Raw genomic sequence first — 17032 nt, forward strand, 5'->3', positions numbered from 1 at the left:
GACAAAACAATATGCAAACGGTAAACCAAAAGATAACGACTCATTCTTATTATTCGATATCTCAAGCCTAAATCCTCATTTAAATATCTTCAATCAACCTACACAAGCAGCAGAGTTAGAAGTAGCCTCTACCCGCGCTAAAAAGTAGGTGACGCAAATGCTAGAGGAGTTAAAGAGTGAGCTTCAAATCACTTGGTTTGATGGTGAATTAGAAGATAGGTTAGAACGCTATTTACGCGAAGGAAAGGCTTATCTCAAAAGCATCGTAGGGTTTGATGTAGACTGCACAAATGACTATATTAAACCGCTCCTCTTTGCTTATTGTAGATATGCTTATTATCATTCATTAGAGACGTTCAAAGTGAATTATCATCAAGACTTAGTTACGTTAAGATGGAAGGTGGCGATTGATAATTATGAATCCGAACCAACAGATTAAATTTGACTCATTTAATGATGGTATCATTCATTTTGGTAGCTATGTAGAACGATATGATGAGAATGGTGATGCAACAGTTAAAGAGTTCGTCCAAAGTGGGCGACTCTACTTTGTGTTATCGTCAATCCGAGAACAAGACTCTCTAAAATATGATTCGTCGAAAAAAGTAACGATGAAGATTAAAACTCCATATCTTTCGTTGATTAATTCCAATCACGTTATCCGTTGTAATGATGAGTATTACAGCATTACACATATTGATCCTGGGGTTAATCGTCAGAATTTATTCCTTTATTTAAGTAGTTATGTTGAAAGCATGAGATACAAGGTGGAAGTATTGGATTACATCAAGCCTAGCCCATTAGAAGATGCTGAATTAATGCACTTTAGAACATTATGGTGCGATGTGACGGGTAATAAGGCATCATCAGTTAGTGAAGCTGATAAAAGTGACTTGATTGATAAGAAGTCATTTACAATACGTTATTTAGATGTATTAGATCATGCTATTTATTCTGTTGTTAATAAAAGGCTTAAATTCAAAGGTAAAACTTATAAAATCACTTCAACCACAAACGTCGATGAAATGGATGGGGTGCTTGTGTTAGAAGCGGAGGAGATTTGATGTCTTTAGATTTTGATTTTACCGGTCTAGAAAAAAAACTCCAAAACTTATCTAAAAAAGCAAGTCGTGAAACTATCGATGAGGCTTTAAAAGCAGGTGGTGAAGTTTTGCTAGATGAGATGAGAAAAAATGTCCCAGTAAGAACGGGTGAACTAAAATCATCGCTTGGTGAAATTAGAAAGTCTGGAACAGGGGTAAAAAGGAAGTCTGTAATAGGGATTAACTCTGATGATCGTAAAACTGTTGAACGTGGTTATTATCAAGAGCATGGCACAAGGCGTATGATCGGGAAGAAATGGATGAAACGTTCTAGTCAAAATTCCAAAAAAGAAGCGATTCAAGCAGTTGCTAATTCGCTCAAAGAAAATTTAAAGGGGTGAGGTAATGCGTCAGAAAGTTGTTGATGCACTAACACCACTAGATATCGAAGTTGCCTGGGGCAGTTACGAAGGGCAATCTGATGAATATATCATCTTCTCAATTTATAACAATCAGATTAATGATGAGTGTGAAGACGAATACTTATCAGAAGTGTACTATGTGACATTGACGTACTGGTCTAAGTCTTTTTCGATGTTGAAAAAAGAGAAATTGATCAAACAATCCATGAAGACGGTTGGATTTGCTTTTGACAACAGTAAAGATCTATTCGATGGAGCGATGAAAGGTATCAGCATGGATTTTATTTTTGAAAAAATAAAGGAGGCCTAGAAAATGGCGACTAAAAAATTATTACGTGGTTTAAAAAATATTCACTTCGCTAAATGGAACGGTTCAACATTCGAACAACCAGTTCGTATCACAAATGCTAAACGAATCGAGAACTCATTAACATATGAAACAGAAACAGAATGGGCAGACGATGCTTTAATCGATACAACAACAGGATTTGCCGGTGGTGAAGGAACGTTTGTTACTTTAGGATTAACTGCTGAAGAACAAGCTTTATTATTCGGTAATACTGCGGTTAAAGGTGGTGTTTCAGTCAAATCAACAGATATTGCACCGACAGGGGCGTTATTATTTGAACGTGGTAAAAAGAACTCGACTCACCGACGTTTATACGTTGTTTATGCGTGCCAATGTAATCCAGCATCATTTGGCGGAGAAACTGTTGAGGAAGGTAAAGGTTCGGCATCTGAAGATGAAGTGTCATACACTATCGGAGAACATTCAGAGCATGGCGTGTATTTCTATATTGATACAGATGCATCAGATGTGGACTCAACACAAATTGCAAACTGGTTCACTGAAGTTCAAACACCAAAACCAAAAGGTGAGTAAGAGGGAACCTCCCTCTTGCTTTTTTATACGAGGTGATGTCATGTATACGTCAACCATCAAGTTAAGTGGTAAAAAGTTAAAAGGTACTCTTGATTTTTATGTACTTAAAAAAGTGCAACAAGAACTACTCTCTGTCGGATTAGATTTGCGAATCGAACAAATCTTATCGGAATTGTTAGAAGGTAATGTTGTCGTCATGTCATCGGTATTTATTCAATCTATTATGCGATTAACAGACATTGAGCCTGAAGAATTACTTGAATTAAAAAATGCCCATTTCAAATCAAAAAGTAGTGAAGAATGGTTAGAAAAATGTTTTGAACAATGGTTTGCATATTTCGAGAATTTATGTGTGGCGTGTTTGCCTAAAAGTAACAAAAAAACAGAATCTGAGTTTGAAGATTTTCCGACATCGGAATCGGAAGATGATTTTGATTTTGCTCAACTCGAGTATACCTGGACATACGTGCTAAAACGTGATGATTTTTGGAGCACAACGCTTAAAAATTTTGTAGAACAAGTTGAAATCTATAAACGTCAAAATCAACAAAAAACAGAAGAAATTGAAGAGTTGTAAGGAGGTGGGAATGTGTCAAAAACAGAAGAAATTGAAAAGTTAGCCGTCTCCTTGAGTTTAGAAGCAGGTAGTTTCCAAAAGCAAATGACGACGATCAATAAAATGGTTCAAAATGCCGAAAAACAATTCAAAGCAGGTGCTAAAGGCGTTGAGAACTATGAAGATACGTTTGTGGGTTTAGACGCTAAAGTTAAAAAGTCTGCTAAGCAACTAGATCTTTATGAGACGAAGTTATCTAAGCAACGTGAAGAGTACGACAAATTAAAGTCTACTTTGCAAAGTCAGATAGCAAAACTTAACGATTTAGAGTCTACTTTAGGGAAAAATTCTAAAGAGTATAAGGCGCAATCGGAATTAGTCCAAAAAAACAGCGTCGCATTAACCAAATTATCAACGGATATCGGAGTAACTGAGCGCTCTATTGAGGAGCTAAATAAATCTTTAAAGGAATCTAAAGATAAGATGAATACCCTCGGTAAAGAGGTCGAATCTCTTGAGGATAAGTTGTCTGATAATACAGAAGCGTTTGAATTGCAGCAATCAGAGTTGAAATTATTAGCTTCTACAATAGACCAATCTAAAAATTCAATCAAAAAAATGATGAACGAAATGCAACAGATGGCGACTCAAATTGAAAAAAATGTTCAAGATGTGCAAGCTTACGAAGTTGCGATGAATTCGTTAGAAAAAGAAATGAATCAAAATATATCTGAGCACATGAAGTTAGCTATTCAGATAAAAAATGTAGATCAACAACTAGAGCAAGCTAAGAAGTCTTATGGCGAGAATTCTAATGAAGCTAATCAACTATCTCGCAAGTTAATGTCGTTGAAAGACGACTACAATCGTCTATCGAAAGAAATCAATGAGCAACAGAGTGAGTATCATCAATTAAATACTCAAATGAATAATGTTCAATCAGAGGCTAATGAGTTGACTCGTGAGTTGAAGAAGATGCCCTTCGACAAATTAAAAGATGATATCGATAAAGTTAATGACAAGTTAAATATATTATCCGGATTAGCTACTGGAGTTGGTGGTGCATCCGTTGCTGCATATGGTGAAGCTTCAAATGCGCTTGGCAAACTTAAAGGAGCGCTTGGAGAAACATCTGATGAAGCAGAAGACACGCTTGATAGTGTTCAAGAATTAGCTGAAGATGGATTTGATTTTGATGAAGCGTTACAAACGATGATTGTGGTAAAACAAACAATGTCTGATTTATTAGATGATGATGAGCTTGATGACTTTGCAGGTAGTGTGCTAGCTTTAACGAATACATTTGATCAAGATTTTAATGATATTGTTAAAACGAGTAGCGCTATGATGCGTAACTTTGGAATTAAGAGTGAAAAAGCATTAGATATCATGGTTTATGGGCTTCAAAACGGATTGAATATATCAGGAGATTTTCTAGATACGCTTTGGGAGTATAGCAATCAATTCGCAGACTTAGGATTTACTGCTGAAGACACTTTGGAAATTATCGCTAAAGGTATGGAAGAGGGTACTTTCAATACAGATAAATTAGCAGATATGATTAAAGAAGCTAATATTCGTATGAAGGAGATGAGTGATGACCAAAAAGATGCTATTAAAAAGCTAGGTTTAAATGTTAAAGACGTTCAAAAAAATATTACTGATGGCGGCGAGGCAGCTGCTAATCAAATGGTTGAAGTCGCTCAAAAAGTCCTCGAAATAGAAGACCCTATCAAACAAAGTGCAATAGGGGTTGAGTTATTCGGTACGATGTTCGAAGACCTCGGAGTTAATGGGGTTAAAGCTTTAGCATCATTAGGTGATAGCACTATCGAGTTAGATGGCAAAACAGCTGATGTTAGACAATCGTTTGAAGAAACTTTTGGAGCAGAAATTCAAGCTAAGTTGCAAGAGTTGAAGGAACCTTTAATCCAGTTAGCAGAAAAAGGACTTATTCCTATCTTAGATGTAGCCGGTGATTTGATTTCACAATTCGCAGATTGGTTCTCGACTTTAGATGAAGGAACTATTGAATCAATGGCTCAAATTGGGTTGTTAACGATGGTTTTAGGACCCTTAGCAAGTGGATTAAGTGGAGCTATTGGACTAGGATCTCAATTATTCGGTTGGGTTGGAAGTTTAGGGGGAGCAGCTGGCGCTACAGCTGGTGCTACAGGAGGACTAACAGGAGCTTTAGGCATCTTAGCAAGTCCAGTTGGGATTGGAGCGGCCATTCTAGCTTTAGGTGGATTGATTACGTGGTTGGGAGATAGTGAGCAATCGTTGCTATGGCTTCAAGATAAATTTGGTGGATTTGGTACTGCCATCTCTGCGGTGTGTGAATTCATAAGTGGAGTTGTTCAAATGACGATCGGGAACGTGATCTCATGGTTTCAACTCGCGTTTGACGTCATAGGAGCTATGATTGATGGTCCTGGTGGCGCAACAATTGAAGACGCTTGGACAAACCACTGGGCGCGAATCGATGCCAACAATACGGATGGCATGCAAAAAGTCACTTTAACGACGACTCGCGGAATGTCGCAGATGTTGAATGCGACAGATGATAGTCTTAATGGGATGTTAAATATCTTTGAAGTGGCTATGAACGAAATTCCTGGTGTGGTAGAAGAAGAATACGGACTTGCTGCAATTAAATTAGCTGGTCAACTTCAAAGCATGGACGATAACCAATTGACTATTCTCAGAGGAATGAACGATACAACAGGTTATTTATTTAGAGGCATTCGTGAAAATATGACTGTTGGTGAACAAACAGCTCAAATCAAGAAAAATCTTCAAGATATGGCGGCAGCTGGTAAGTTGGATGCTGATTCGTTCAACAAAGATATTAGCAATGCTATGGACACGATGCGATCTAACTTATCTGATAAATCAAGCGAAGGTACTAAAAATGTAAAGAGCAATACCTCGGATATGTCTAAAGAAGCTAAAAAAGATGTGAAAGACATGGCTTCTACAACTAAAGCAGATGTCAAAGATATGAGTAACTCATTAACTTCAACAACTGCCAGAATGGCTAACGACATGATATCGGACTGGAATAGAATCAGAAACGCCTATTCTCGTAGTATTTCGGCAAATGTCACAATTAATGAACGAACTGTAAGAAGTGCGACTATCGCCTCATCAAATCAGAGAAATGCCGATATACAATCAAATCCATATTTAAGAGGTGTATCTGCTATCTCAGATAATAGCTATCAGTTGAAAGCTAGTTATTTCAATGATAAAGCCGTTAGTGTAAGTCTCGGAGCAAGAAGCTCTTCTTCTGAACGCTCAAAAGCAGAGTTGTCTAACATCGAAGAAGTCGTGAGAAATGCATTGTCGGATATCGTTGATGCCATACGAGATATTAAAATCGATAACACCATTCCGGATATTTATTTAGATGGACAGAAATTATCGGAGTCACTTGACTTGATTAACGGAAGAAACTTGCAACTTTATAGGAGGTTCTAATGAAAAGAAGTCAATTTATATTCGATAACAAAAAGAGTTTTGAAGATTTTGATTTAATAACGGTTAGTGTCACTGTTGGAATGCCTTCAATAAATCGAATTACAGATAAAGTACCATATATGCACGGACATTATGATTTCAGTTCACTTTATGGAGAAAAAACCTATTCAAATCGAGAGGTTAAAATCAAAGTTGCGCCACGTATCAGAACTACACGAACAAAATTAAATATCATCTATGATAATGTAATCAAATGGCTGTTCGACGCTGATACATCAGAATTGCAAATAGATTATATCGAAGGATGCTTTCTTGCTGCTATTAAAGATATCAGTAAGAAAGAGAAGTTTTTAAACACAGAATCGATTGAAATTACATTCGACTGCTATCCGTTTAGGCTTGGTAAGTTCTATGAAGGCCATGACATTTGGGATGAATTTGCTTTCGATCTCGATTATGCTCAACCTGTTAAATTTGACGTTCGTGGCTTTTTGGAAATCTCCTTACATAATGTAAGTTCTACGTCTGTTACACCAACGGTCGTATGTTTTGGTGATATCGAGGTGTCAAACGCTGAGTCTATCTACTCATTTACAAGTGGAGAAACAAAAGATTATCGGTTTAAGTTGAAAAAGGGTGACAATCATTTAAAATTAAAAGGCAATGGAACGATTGAATTTAAATTTAGAAAAGAGGTGATTTAAACTGTATGAAGTAAGGTTAATTAATAACAATAAAGTGACTTATATCAATACGGTATCCACATCTAAAGAAGCTTCTAGAATTACAGGAACAATTAAACAAAAAATCAATAGTGTAGATGATTTTACTTTTAATATTTTATCCAATAATCCTGGATTCGATCAGTTGGCACCTTTAACAACTAAAGTTGAAGTTTTCAATACAAAATCTAAAAAGCATGAATTTATCGGTCGTGTTTTGTTGTCTTCTCCAAAAATGACAGCAAGTGGGTTAGTTTATAAAAGTGTCACTTGTGAGTCAGAGTTGGGATATCTTAATGATTCAATGACAGAATACGGGGAATATCATGATATCAGTGTACGTGGATTATTAGAATTGTTAATTGATAACCATAACAGTCAAGTGGATAATGATAAGCAATTCGAAGTAGGTATTGTAGAGATTGAAGTAAATCTCTATCGATTCTTAGGTTATGAAAAAACATTTACTGCTATTAAAGATAAACTGATTAATCGATTAGGTGGAGAATTACAGATTCGATATGAAAATGGAGTACGCTATCTCGATTATTTAAATACCATTGGTGAAGTTAAAACTACGGATATTAGACTTTCTAAAAACCTCATAACCATTGAGCAAGAACAAGATCCTAGTGCTATCATTAGTCGTCTGATTCCATTAGGAAATAAGTTAGATGATACGGATGAACGATTAACAATTGCTAGTGTTAATGATGGAGTCAACTACATAGATGATGAAGAAGCAATTGCTAAATTTGGAATCATTGTTGGCTCTGAAACGTGGGACGACGTAACGCTAGCAACCAATCTTTTGGCTAAGGGTAAAGAGTTTCAGAAAGAAAATAATAGAATTAAAAAAGCGCATAAGTTAAGTGCTTTGGATTTATCACTTATTGGATTAGACCTTGATTCATTCGAAGTAGGAAGTTACTATCCTGTTATTAATGATCTTATGGGGATTGATGAAACCTTGCGAATTGTTGAAAAGACTATCTCGATAGAGAATCCTCAAACATCAACTCTAACGATTGGTGATAAATTTGTTGATATTAAAGACTATCAGTTAGAAACCTTTTCCACCGCTCAGGAAGTTGCAACAGTTAAAAGTAATGTGCAATCAGCTTTTAAAAATATATCTAACTTATCAGTAGAGTTGACTAAAACTGCTCAGTCACTCCAAGGCGCTAACACGTCGATATCGGATTTGGCCGCTATTGTCAGTGCTAACATTGAAGCGACAAATACAATCATCACAAATATGAGTGCTATGAATGATAAGTTAGAGCGTATCAACAAGCGATTAACGATGGGAGTGTAATGATGGAAGATTATAAAATAATTAAAGCGTCAACATTAACAGAAGAGGAACAAGTGCTTTACAGTCATTCGTCGGGTGTCGTCATTAAAACAATCGTACTTCAATCAACAAATCCAACAATAACAAAAGCAACCCTGTCATTTGACGGAGTTGCTTTTAATTTTGAATTAGGAAGCGACGTAACTAAATTTGAAGGGCCTATAATGACTAAAGCAATTAAGGGCAGTGGTGATGGAGTTAATGTCCATATTACTGGATTGCAACTATAAGGAGAGTGAGAAAATGGCCAATATTACAAATTATTTGAATAAAATTAAAACAGCCGTATATGGCAAGGATGTTCGTGGTGCTATTCATGACGCAATTAAACAAGTCTATGATGATGCATCAGTTAATCACGACAATGCAAATATGGAAGTTAAAATGGCTCGTGGAACTCATAACACATTAAATGATCGTCTAGACAATGTAGATGAAATTCAAGCTCAAACTAATGCACAATTGTCTGATATTATCGCAAATAATTTAACCGTTTCCGTTAAAGACTATGGAGCATTGGGTGATGGCGTGACAGACGACACGCAAGCGTTTATTAACGCACTAAATGCACTAAAACCAAACGGTGGGTATCTTTTTATTCCAAAAACACCTAACTTTTATAGAATTACAAATCAAATTGAAATTACCAATGAACACGGTTATGTTGTTGTATACGGTGAGGGTAAATCTTCACACATCAAATTAACACAAAAATCATCAAATGGACATTTAATTGGTTTTTTAGGAACAACAGGAAGTAAATTAAATGGTGGGTGTGCTAAAGATCTACATCTATCAACTTATTTGTCAGAAACAAATCAAGACGACAATTGTATTGGTACTATGTATTCGGACAATATTGTTTTTGATAATATTTATGTAAGTGAGTGTACTTGGAAAGGAATTACAGCTCAACGCGGTGTAACTAATTTCAAGATTAAGAATTGTTATGTTGAAAATTGCAAAGAAGCCGGAATTACTGTTGAGTTTTCAGATTGCGAGAATATTTATATTGAAAATTCAACAGTAAAAAATATTGATAAAATTGGTGTGCACATTACAAATGCCGGCGATGTAAATAAAATGAACAATGTGTATATTACAAACGTAACTGTTGATGGATGCAGTGAACACAATGTAGCTTGTAGTGGTATTGATAATGGTCATATTGATAAATTATCATCTCTTAGTTCTCAAAATGGACACGGTATTCAAATTTATAATTCGTTAAATATAAGTATTGATAAATGTGATGTTAGAAATAATGGATATGCGGGAATAAATGTGCAAAATAGCAACAACGTGACAATCTATAAAACCGTTAGTAAGTTTAATTCAATTAGTGATTTAGAAAAACGAGGGAATGTTTTTGTTAGACAAGACTCATCAAATGTTAAAATTATTGATAGTGATATTAGCGAAGGGGTTCGCGCCTTTTCTTCACAAAATGACGAATTAACATTATTTAACACTTTGTATAAAGGGGCAACAAACAACCCTGTTATACCTGTTATTCGAGAACTTGACAACACCAACTCAATAGCTCTAATCAAAAGCGGTGATTGGACAGATATTGACACATCACTTTACGCCCCTATGCAGGTACGTCATCGAAATGGATTCATTCATATTATTGGGGCTTTACAAGGCGGAAACATTTCACCAGGTCAATCACTAGCTATTATCCCAGAAGGGTTTAGACCACTATTTAACCACCAATATTCTGTTAAATGTATAGCAAATGGTGTCGCTGATTTTGCATTAATTAGATGTGATAAAGACGGTCGAATTGTTATTGAAAAAACACCTGTTGGAACAACTGAAATTTATTTAGGTGTTTCGTATCTGTTGTAGGAACAATTGGGTAATAGTTAATTGAAAATGACGTTTTAAGCTGCCGTTTGTGTAGCTTTTATTTATATGGAGGTGCAAGATGAATATTTTTAAAGGAACCTTAGATACACGACAACAAAACGGAGTTATCGCTTCTATCAATCAATTCGATAACGCAACTTTAGAGTTGAAAATTGTTACTGATGGACAAATTGACAATGTTTGGGATGAGCCGCGTTTCGAATTAATCGGAATGAAACGTGACAACAACCCTGTTCGAGAGGTTGATCAAGATCATTTTACGATTTTAAGTAAAGAAGAACATAAAGTGCGAATCGAGTTGAAAGAGCAATTTTTAACGTGTCGTGGAATTGTTAAAATGCAATTAATCATCAAAGATGGTGGTCGAGAAAGCACAACTATCTTTTATTTGCTTGTAGGTCAAAGTTTAGATCGAGATATTATTGAAAGTCGCGTGGATGTTAAGGTGTTAGATGATTTAGAAACATATATTCAGACAGGGCGCGAGGTTATTTATGACGCACAAGCCATCGTTACCGACCTCAAAGATGAAATGTCGGAGTTTAACGCGTCATCATCGGAAAAAGAAGCGGAACGACAAGCTAGTGAGTTAAATCGAGCATCTAAAGAGTTAAACCGTATCGACAATGAAGAAACTCGTGTCACAAACGAACATGATCGTGTTACGAACGAAGAAGATCGCGTGACAAATGAAGAAGAACGTGTCGCAAATGAACAGGATCGTGTAACCAATGAGCAAAATCGCCGATTAGCCGAGAACACTCGCATCGCACAAGAAAGAGCGCGACAAGATGCTGAATTACAACGCAACTCTATCTTTGAAGAAAATGAAACTATTCGTAAAGATGGAGAGAAAAAACGAATCACCAATGAGAATGAGCGCGAGAAAAAATTTAGCACATGGGAAGAACGCGAAACTACTCGATTAAGATCAGAAGAAAATCGCATTATCCAGGAGCAAGTGCGCGTTGCGAACGAAGAAACGCGACAACGCCACGAACAAACTCGTCAGAATCAAGAAGATTATAGACAACGTACCTACACGCAATTCAACGAAGCAGAAGCTAGTCGTGTAAATAAAGAGTTGCAACGACAAACGGCTGAAGAGAACCGTGTAGCTGCTGAAGCCAACCGTCAGAACAGTTATGCAGACCGCGAGAACGAGCGTGATCGTCAGTACGCTGAATCAGAAAAAACACGCAACGATGCTTTTGAACAAAACGAAGTGAACCGCCAATCGGAATATACGACGGCTGAACGTCAACGTGTTGAAAGTGAAGAATTGCGTAAATCTCGCGAGCGTGAACGAGAGACTGCAGAATCTCAACGCGCAACAACTGAACGTGAACGTGTTAATGCGGAACAAAAACGAGCAGCCGACTTCAACCGAGAAATCGAAAACATTCAAAATACGATGAATCAAGCCGTGTCTAATGTGAATGGAGCTATCGACACCGCAAATTCAACGATGGAAGGCATTGAACAACGAGCAGAAGAATGTCTACCGGTCATCGAACAAAGTTCAAATGAAATTGAACGAGCGCGTGTTGACTATATCGGCAATCAACATTCATCAATCAAAAAAGCTAATGATGCGAATGTTGATTGGTTGTTAGGTGAAGTGAACACGGCACATTACGAGGGGCAACATATCACAGCTCTTGATACTCTTGAAGGGCGAGCTAAAAGTGCAACTTTAAAGGGTCAGACATTGGTGAATTTAGTGCCGAAAAAAATTATCGACCATATCGCTTCTAGTGATTGGGATGGTTATTGTTGCTTAGTCCAAAATTCAAAACAATCATTCGACCAATGGAGAGCATTACAAGATTTAAAACCAAACACGAAATATTATATAAGTTGCTATGTTGAAACTTTTGAGGATGCTAATAATAAAGATTATTGTCTTAATAACCCAAGTGTGGAATCTATTTTTGAGGATTCTATGATAATCAATGGTGTTGGGCGTTATCAATGGCTTTCAACAACAAAAAGCGAATTAACTGATGAAATATTTATTGTTCTACGTAGTCAAAATGCACATGCAAGAGGGGCAATTAAAATCAGAGATATTATGATTATTGAATATCAAGAAGGTATGAAAAATTGGGATATTCCTTACTTTGAGGGTATACAATCAGTTAAAATGCCTGTTTTAACAACATCGAATGAAGATGGTACTAAAACAAACATTTTAACGGTAAATGAAGATGTGACGTTGCGTTCAAACGGGGATATTTGTGATGAACTTAACTTGTTAACCGGACAATTAACGCAACGTATTGGCGAAGATGGAGTGGTTTTATCTCAAGAGGTTGTTAAAACAGTTGATTTAAGCGACAATCACGTTTATTCATATAAAGATGTGACTCACTACGATTGTTCTAGCGCCGAGGGTTCTTTAGTTCCGACGTTATCAATCGATGTGCCAACTAATCTTCCAGCAGTCGTAACAAGACAACGAGTAACGATCCAAGAGTTAGAAAAAGAAAATGTAGCATTAAAAAACGTAATCGAGGAAACGGCAAATTCTAGCGTCAATGGCGACTTGGAGTTAATGTCATCTCAATTTGAGTTAGATTTCCGATTATTTGAAATTGAAATGAATTTAGATATGCCTATGATGGCGATGATGAGAGGAGTTAAAAGCATGGCAATGACAGTGTATCAACAAGCAAAAACTTTAATCTTAGCAGGGAAATATGAACGCGAGGACATGGAATACAAATTAAATCGCTACAAAGCAGCAGGGCGCATTGCTGTTGAAGAATACGAAGAGTTAATCGCCTTAATGGACGCGCGCGAATTAGTAGATTAATCCAATAAAAAAATAGGTCACTCATTGAGTGGCCTTTTGTATTGAAAGGTGGTGAGGAAGCGTGAGTTTAGAGTTATCAAATTATGTAGTTCTGACAGGAATTCTAATTGTTGTGGGGTTATTCTAGGAACAATTGGGTAATAGATAAAATGAACTGGTAGCGTAATAAGAGCTATCTTTTTTTATAGCAGCTTCTCGTATAAATTAAGATGATGCACATAAGATTTTAATAAGGAGGCTAAAAAATGGAAAGTGAATTTAAAGTAGAACCATATGGAGTGAAATATGTTTGTGATAAATGCGGTGTAGGTGAAATGCTATATACAAATAGAAGTGATTGGTCTGTTGCTCCCCCACAACATGAGCATAAATGCCCGAAGTGTAGCGCAGTTGTAATGCTTGAAGAAAAATACCCAATTATCCGGTATAAAAGGATTTAAATTGTTTTTTTTTGACACAAGAAGTCATTTCTTATAGAATTTGAAATGAACAAATTTTATAGGAGATGATCTTATTGCAATGGATACAGTGGATAATTGAAAATAAAGATTGGATTTTCAGTGGTATAGGGGTTACGGTATTGGTAACTATTATAGGGTTATTTTTTAAAAAGAAAGATACTCCTAATCAAAAAATAAAATCAGGGAAAAACTCTACTAATATACAAGGTGGAGGAAATGTCACAATTACCCTTGGAGGGAAAAGTGATCATGAGTAGTCGCCAATCAATTAAAAGTGGAGAAGGTTCTGTGAATGCTCAAGGGGAGAACGTTACCATTATCCAAAATCAAGGATTAACCTATGCTGATGTTAAAGATATTGCTATGACAGTATTTAAGAGTAATTTTTATGATTTAGGAGAAACTGTTAAGTCGCTTGTTCAAGAAAGAGCAGAAAAAATACTAGATGATTATTTAGAAAAGATAATGGCTATTAATCCAGAGTTGATAAGTAAAACTGCAGATCCAGACATTCGTTATGGAGTATACGAGGTGCAAAAAAATCATGCGCGACGTGGAGATGATTCGATAGCTGAGGTACTCATTGAAACATTAGTTAGAAGAACATGTACTAATGATTGTTCAATTCAAGAACTAGTTTTAAATGAAGCATTAAATGTTATTCCTAAAATTACAATTGAGCAAATGAATATCCTCACTATTTTATTTTTGGTACGCTATACTTCTATGAAGTGGAGTCTAGAAGCACTTGTCGAGTTATTTCTCCCATTTATGGATACTTTAAATATTGAAAAAGGAGATATATCGTTTCAACATTTACAATACGCTTCGTGTATATCAATTAGTATGGGTGAGATAAGTTTCGAAAGAGCAGTTAAAGGTAAAATCCCATGCCTTGATACAGAAGAAAATGTTCGTTTAGTAATCCAAAGCAATAAAATTATGGAAACTTTAAGTAGTGTATGGAATAATAGTCAGTATAAACACGCTAGTTTAACAAGTGTCGGAATTACAATTGCTATAAGTTATTTAAAAACTAAAATTGATTTGGACTGCGATTTAGGTATTTGGATTAAATAATAAATTTTATAAAATGTTTTAAAAGGTCACTCGTTTGAGTGGCCTTTTAATATGAAAAAGACCTGCGTCACCAGGTCTTTAAAACTATAATATTCGTCTTTCTGTAACTAAATTATATCACAGAAGGAGCGATAAAAGTATGAGAATTTATGATGAAAGGGTGAATGCAATGATTGCATTAGTTGGAACGATTTTTACCTGGTTATTTGGAGCATGGGATACAGCTTTAATTGTATTAATTTGCTTCATGGTTTTAGATTACACAACTGGATTAACGCGAGCATGGGTTAATCAAGAAGTATCTAGTGATGTAGGATTGAAGGGGATTGCCCGTAAGTCTGTTATCTTAGTTGTGTTAATTGTATCGGTGCTCTTAGATCGTCTATTAAATACAGGTAGTTGGGTATTTAGAACATTAGTATGCTATTTCTATATTGCAAATGAGGGGATTAGCTTACTTGAAAATTGTGCTTGTTTGGGATTACCAATTCCAGAAAAATTAAAAGACGCATTAGCTCAACTAAAAGATGGAGAGAGAAAAGAATTAAAGGAGGAAAAATAATATGAATATCATTAAAAATCTAGTTTCTGAAAGCAAATATAGCGTTAAATGTCCTTATTCTATGACACCTGAGTTCATCGTCGTTCATAATACAGCAAACGACGCACCAGCTGCTAATGAAATTAAGTATATGATTAGCAATGACAATCAAGTATCATTTCACTTTGCCGTAGATGATAAAGAGGTGATTCAAGGATTACCACTTGATCGTAACGCCTGGGCTTGCGGTGACGGAACGAACGGTAGTGGAAATCGTAAAGGTATTCAAGTTGAAATTTGCTACTCAAAAAGCGGTGGAGCTCGTTTTGAGAACGCCGAAAAGAATGCCGCTAAATTTATCGCTCAGTTGTTAAAAGAGCGTGGATGGGGAGCCGATAAAGTGAAGAAGCATCAGGACTTCAGCAATAAATATTGTCCTCATCGCACATTAGACAAAGGATGGGCATCATTCGTAAATATGATTAAAGACTATTTAAATGAATTAAATAAACCAGTGCAATCCACTCAATCGTCTAGCATTTCTGTTGGAGATAAAGTGAAAGTTAAGACGACAGCAACTCATTACGCAACAGGACAGTCTATGGCTTCATTTGTGAAAGGTTCAACGTATGAAGTCACTCGAATTGAGGAAAATAAATTATTATTATCTGACATTGTATCTTGGGTATGGGGTTATGATGTTGATAAGGTCGGATCTACAACTCAATCAAATTCAGATAACTCATTTCTAGTCGAAATTATCTGTGGCGAGTTAAATATTCGTCAAAAAGCAGATTTTAATTCTAAAATTGTCGGAACAGTTAAAAAAGGTGAAGTATTTACTATCGTTGAAGAAGAGAATGGCTTAGGTAAGTTAAAAAGCGGTGTTGGATATATTAGCATGAACACTAAATATGTAAAACGTAAATAATGTGTTATAATAGAATCATAGGCGTTAGCCTAAATAAAATAAAAAAATCAAATATCACATAAAAATCTCTATCAGACGAAGATTAAGTAAAAAGAGGTAGATTCGGTTCATTCCGTTTCTACCTCTTTTTTATTTTTGAATGAATTAATGAATTTATGGCAATAATTAAATTCATTAGGAATAATATTATAAAAAATGGTATAAAATTAAAAAAATAATGAAATTCGACAAAAAACGACATTTCTAGAGTGGGGTAATGTTTATAATGAAAGTGATATTTTTTAAAGATACAACAAAAATGAGGGGGAGAGTTGCTATGGAGAATATAAATCAACCAATTACAGATAGAAACGAAGTAACAAAAAAAGCACAGGAACTTTACCTCAATGTATTTGAAAAATACCCAACATTAGATGATTACAGAGTATCTACAGATTTAGATAAAGTTCTAGATTTTTTGAATATTGTAGCAGTTTCAATTGATTTTAAGGAAATTTTAGATGAACATGATGATATTGCTGGATTGTTGTCAAAAGAAGATGATGAGTGGTATATATATACTAATAGTGAAAATCCTGCCTATCGTCAAAGATTTACAATTGCTCATGAAATTGGTCATTACTACTTGAATCACATCTCAAAGGAGACTCCAAATGATGTAATGTGGCGAGATAAAGTTTCTACACTTGGTACAAATCCGATGGAAACAAGTGCAAATGCATTTGCTGCCGAACTATTGATGCCTGAATCATTAATTGATGAAATGTATCAATTAGGATATAGCGCACGAAAGATGGCGTATGAGTTGCGAGTTTCTATAGCAGCAATAAATAATAGATTAGATTATTTGGGGTATTAGG

General features: G+C 35.6%; 18 protein-coding genes. All 18 read left to right on the top strand.

The window, feature by feature from the left end; translation table 11 throughout:
- Nucleotides 1–157 precede the first annotated feature (157 nt).
- Complete coding sequence (locus NEH75_RS05680; RefSeq protein ID WP_262948608.1) at nucleotides 158–439, top strand: hypothetical protein; 282 nt, start codon at nucleotides 158–160, stop codon at nucleotides 437–439.
- Nucleotides 417–1064 carry a phage head closure protein gene (locus NEH75_RS05685; protein WP_262948609.1) on the top strand — a complete coding sequence of 216 codons (648 nt, stop codon included), beginning with the start codon at nucleotides 417–419 and terminating at the stop codon, nucleotides 1062–1064. Before NEH75_RS05680 ends, NEH75_RS05685 begins: the two co-directional genes overlap by 23 nt.
- Nucleotides 1064–1444 carry an HK97-gp10 family putative phage morphogenesis protein gene (locus tag NEH75_RS05690; RefSeq protein ID WP_262948610.1) on the top strand — a complete coding sequence of 127 codons (381 nt, stop codon included), beginning with the start codon at nucleotides 1064–1066 and terminating at the stop codon, nucleotides 1442–1444. The genes NEH75_RS05685 and NEH75_RS05690 overlap by 1 nt, the downstream gene beginning before the upstream one ends.
- 4 nt (nucleotides 1445–1448) lie before the next feature.
- Entirely contained in the window at nucleotides 1449–1775 is a 327-nt protein-coding gene (locus NEH75_RS05695; protein WP_262948611.1) for a hypothetical protein, read from the top strand.
- Nucleotides 1776–1778: 3 nt separating this feature from the next.
- On the top strand, nucleotides 1779–2348 hold the full coding sequence (locus NEH75_RS05700) for a major tail protein (RefSeq protein WP_262948612.1): 570 nt from the start codon (nucleotides 1779–1781) through the stop codon (nucleotides 2346–2348).
- Nucleotides 2349–2388: 40 nt separating this feature from the next.
- Complete coding sequence (locus NEH75_RS05705) at nucleotides 2389–2925, top strand: hypothetical protein (protein WP_262948613.1); 537 nt, start codon at nucleotides 2389–2391, stop codon at nucleotides 2923–2925.
- A 12-nt stretch (nucleotides 2926–2937) separates the two neighbouring features.
- Nucleotides 2938–6387 (top strand): phage tail tape measure protein, encoded by a 3450-nt coding sequence (locus tag NEH75_RS05710; RefSeq protein WP_262948614.1) that lies wholly within the window; start codon nucleotides 2938–2940, stop codon nucleotides 6385–6387.
- Entirely contained in the window at nucleotides 6387–7091 is a 705-nt protein-coding gene (locus NEH75_RS05715) for a hypothetical protein (RefSeq protein WP_262948615.1), read from the top strand. The genes NEH75_RS05710 and NEH75_RS05715 overlap by 1 nt, the downstream gene beginning before the upstream one ends.
- A gap of 34 nt (nucleotides 7092–7125) precedes the next feature.
- On the top strand, nucleotides 7126–8427 hold the full coding sequence (locus tag NEH75_RS05720) for a phage tail protein (protein WP_262948616.1): 1302 nt from the start codon (nucleotides 7126–7128) through the stop codon (nucleotides 8425–8427).
- Nucleotides 8428–8429: 2 nt separating this feature from the next.
- The gene (locus NEH75_RS05725) at nucleotides 8430–8696 is read left to right on the top strand and encodes a hypothetical protein (RefSeq protein ID WP_262948617.1); all 267 of its coding nucleotides are present in this window, start codon (nucleotides 8430–8432) and stop codon (nucleotides 8694–8696) included.
- 13 nt (nucleotides 8697–8709) lie between these two features.
- The gene (locus NEH75_RS05730) at nucleotides 8710–10320 is read left to right on the top strand and encodes a right-handed parallel beta-helix repeat-containing protein (RefSeq protein WP_262948618.1); all 1611 of its coding nucleotides are present in this window, start codon (nucleotides 8710–8712) and stop codon (nucleotides 10318–10320) included.
- A gap of 79 nt (nucleotides 10321–10399) precedes the next feature.
- Nucleotides 10400–13159, top strand: a complete 2760-nt coding sequence (locus NEH75_RS05735) for a hypothetical protein (protein ID WP_262948619.1) — start codon at nucleotides 10400–10402, stop codon at nucleotides 13157–13159.
- Between the two features lie 245 nt (nucleotides 13160–13404).
- Nucleotides 13405–13599 (top strand): hypothetical protein, encoded by a 195-nt coding sequence (locus NEH75_RS05740; protein ID WP_262948620.1) that lies wholly within the window; start codon nucleotides 13405–13407, stop codon nucleotides 13597–13599.
- A 74-nt stretch (nucleotides 13600–13673) separates the two neighbouring features.
- The gene (locus tag NEH75_RS05745; protein ID WP_262948621.1) at nucleotides 13674–13877 is read left to right on the top strand and encodes a hypothetical protein; all 204 of its coding nucleotides are present in this window, start codon (nucleotides 13674–13676) and stop codon (nucleotides 13875–13877) included.
- On the top strand, nucleotides 13870–14700 hold the full coding sequence (locus tag NEH75_RS05750; protein WP_262948622.1) for an LPO_1073/Vpar_1526 family protein: 831 nt from the start codon (nucleotides 13870–13872) through the stop codon (nucleotides 14698–14700). Before NEH75_RS05745 ends, NEH75_RS05750 begins: the two co-directional genes overlap by 8 nt.
- Before the next feature lie 139 nt (nucleotides 14701–14839).
- Complete coding sequence (locus NEH75_RS05755; RefSeq protein WP_262948623.1) at nucleotides 14840–15262, top strand: holin family protein; 423 nt, start codon at nucleotides 14840–14842, stop codon at nucleotides 15260–15262.
- A gap of 1 nt (nucleotide 15263) precedes the next feature.
- Complete coding sequence (locus NEH75_RS13565) at nucleotides 15264–16172, top strand: N-acetylmuramoyl-L-alanine amidase (RefSeq protein ID WP_317452417.1); 909 nt, start codon at nucleotides 15264–15266, stop codon at nucleotides 16170–16172.
- A gap of 316 nt (nucleotides 16173–16488) precedes the next feature.
- Nucleotides 16489–17031 (top strand): ImmA/IrrE family metallo-endopeptidase, encoded by a 543-nt coding sequence (locus tag NEH75_RS05770; protein ID WP_262940961.1) that lies wholly within the window; start codon nucleotides 16489–16491, stop codon nucleotides 17029–17031.
- The last annotated feature ends 1 nt before the right edge of the window (nucleotide 17032 follow it).

This window comes from Turicibacter sp. T129, assembly GCF_025594975.1.
Classification (GTDB): domain Bacteria; phylum Bacillota_I; class Bacilli_A; order MOL361; family Turicibacteraceae; genus Turicibacter; species Turicibacter bilis.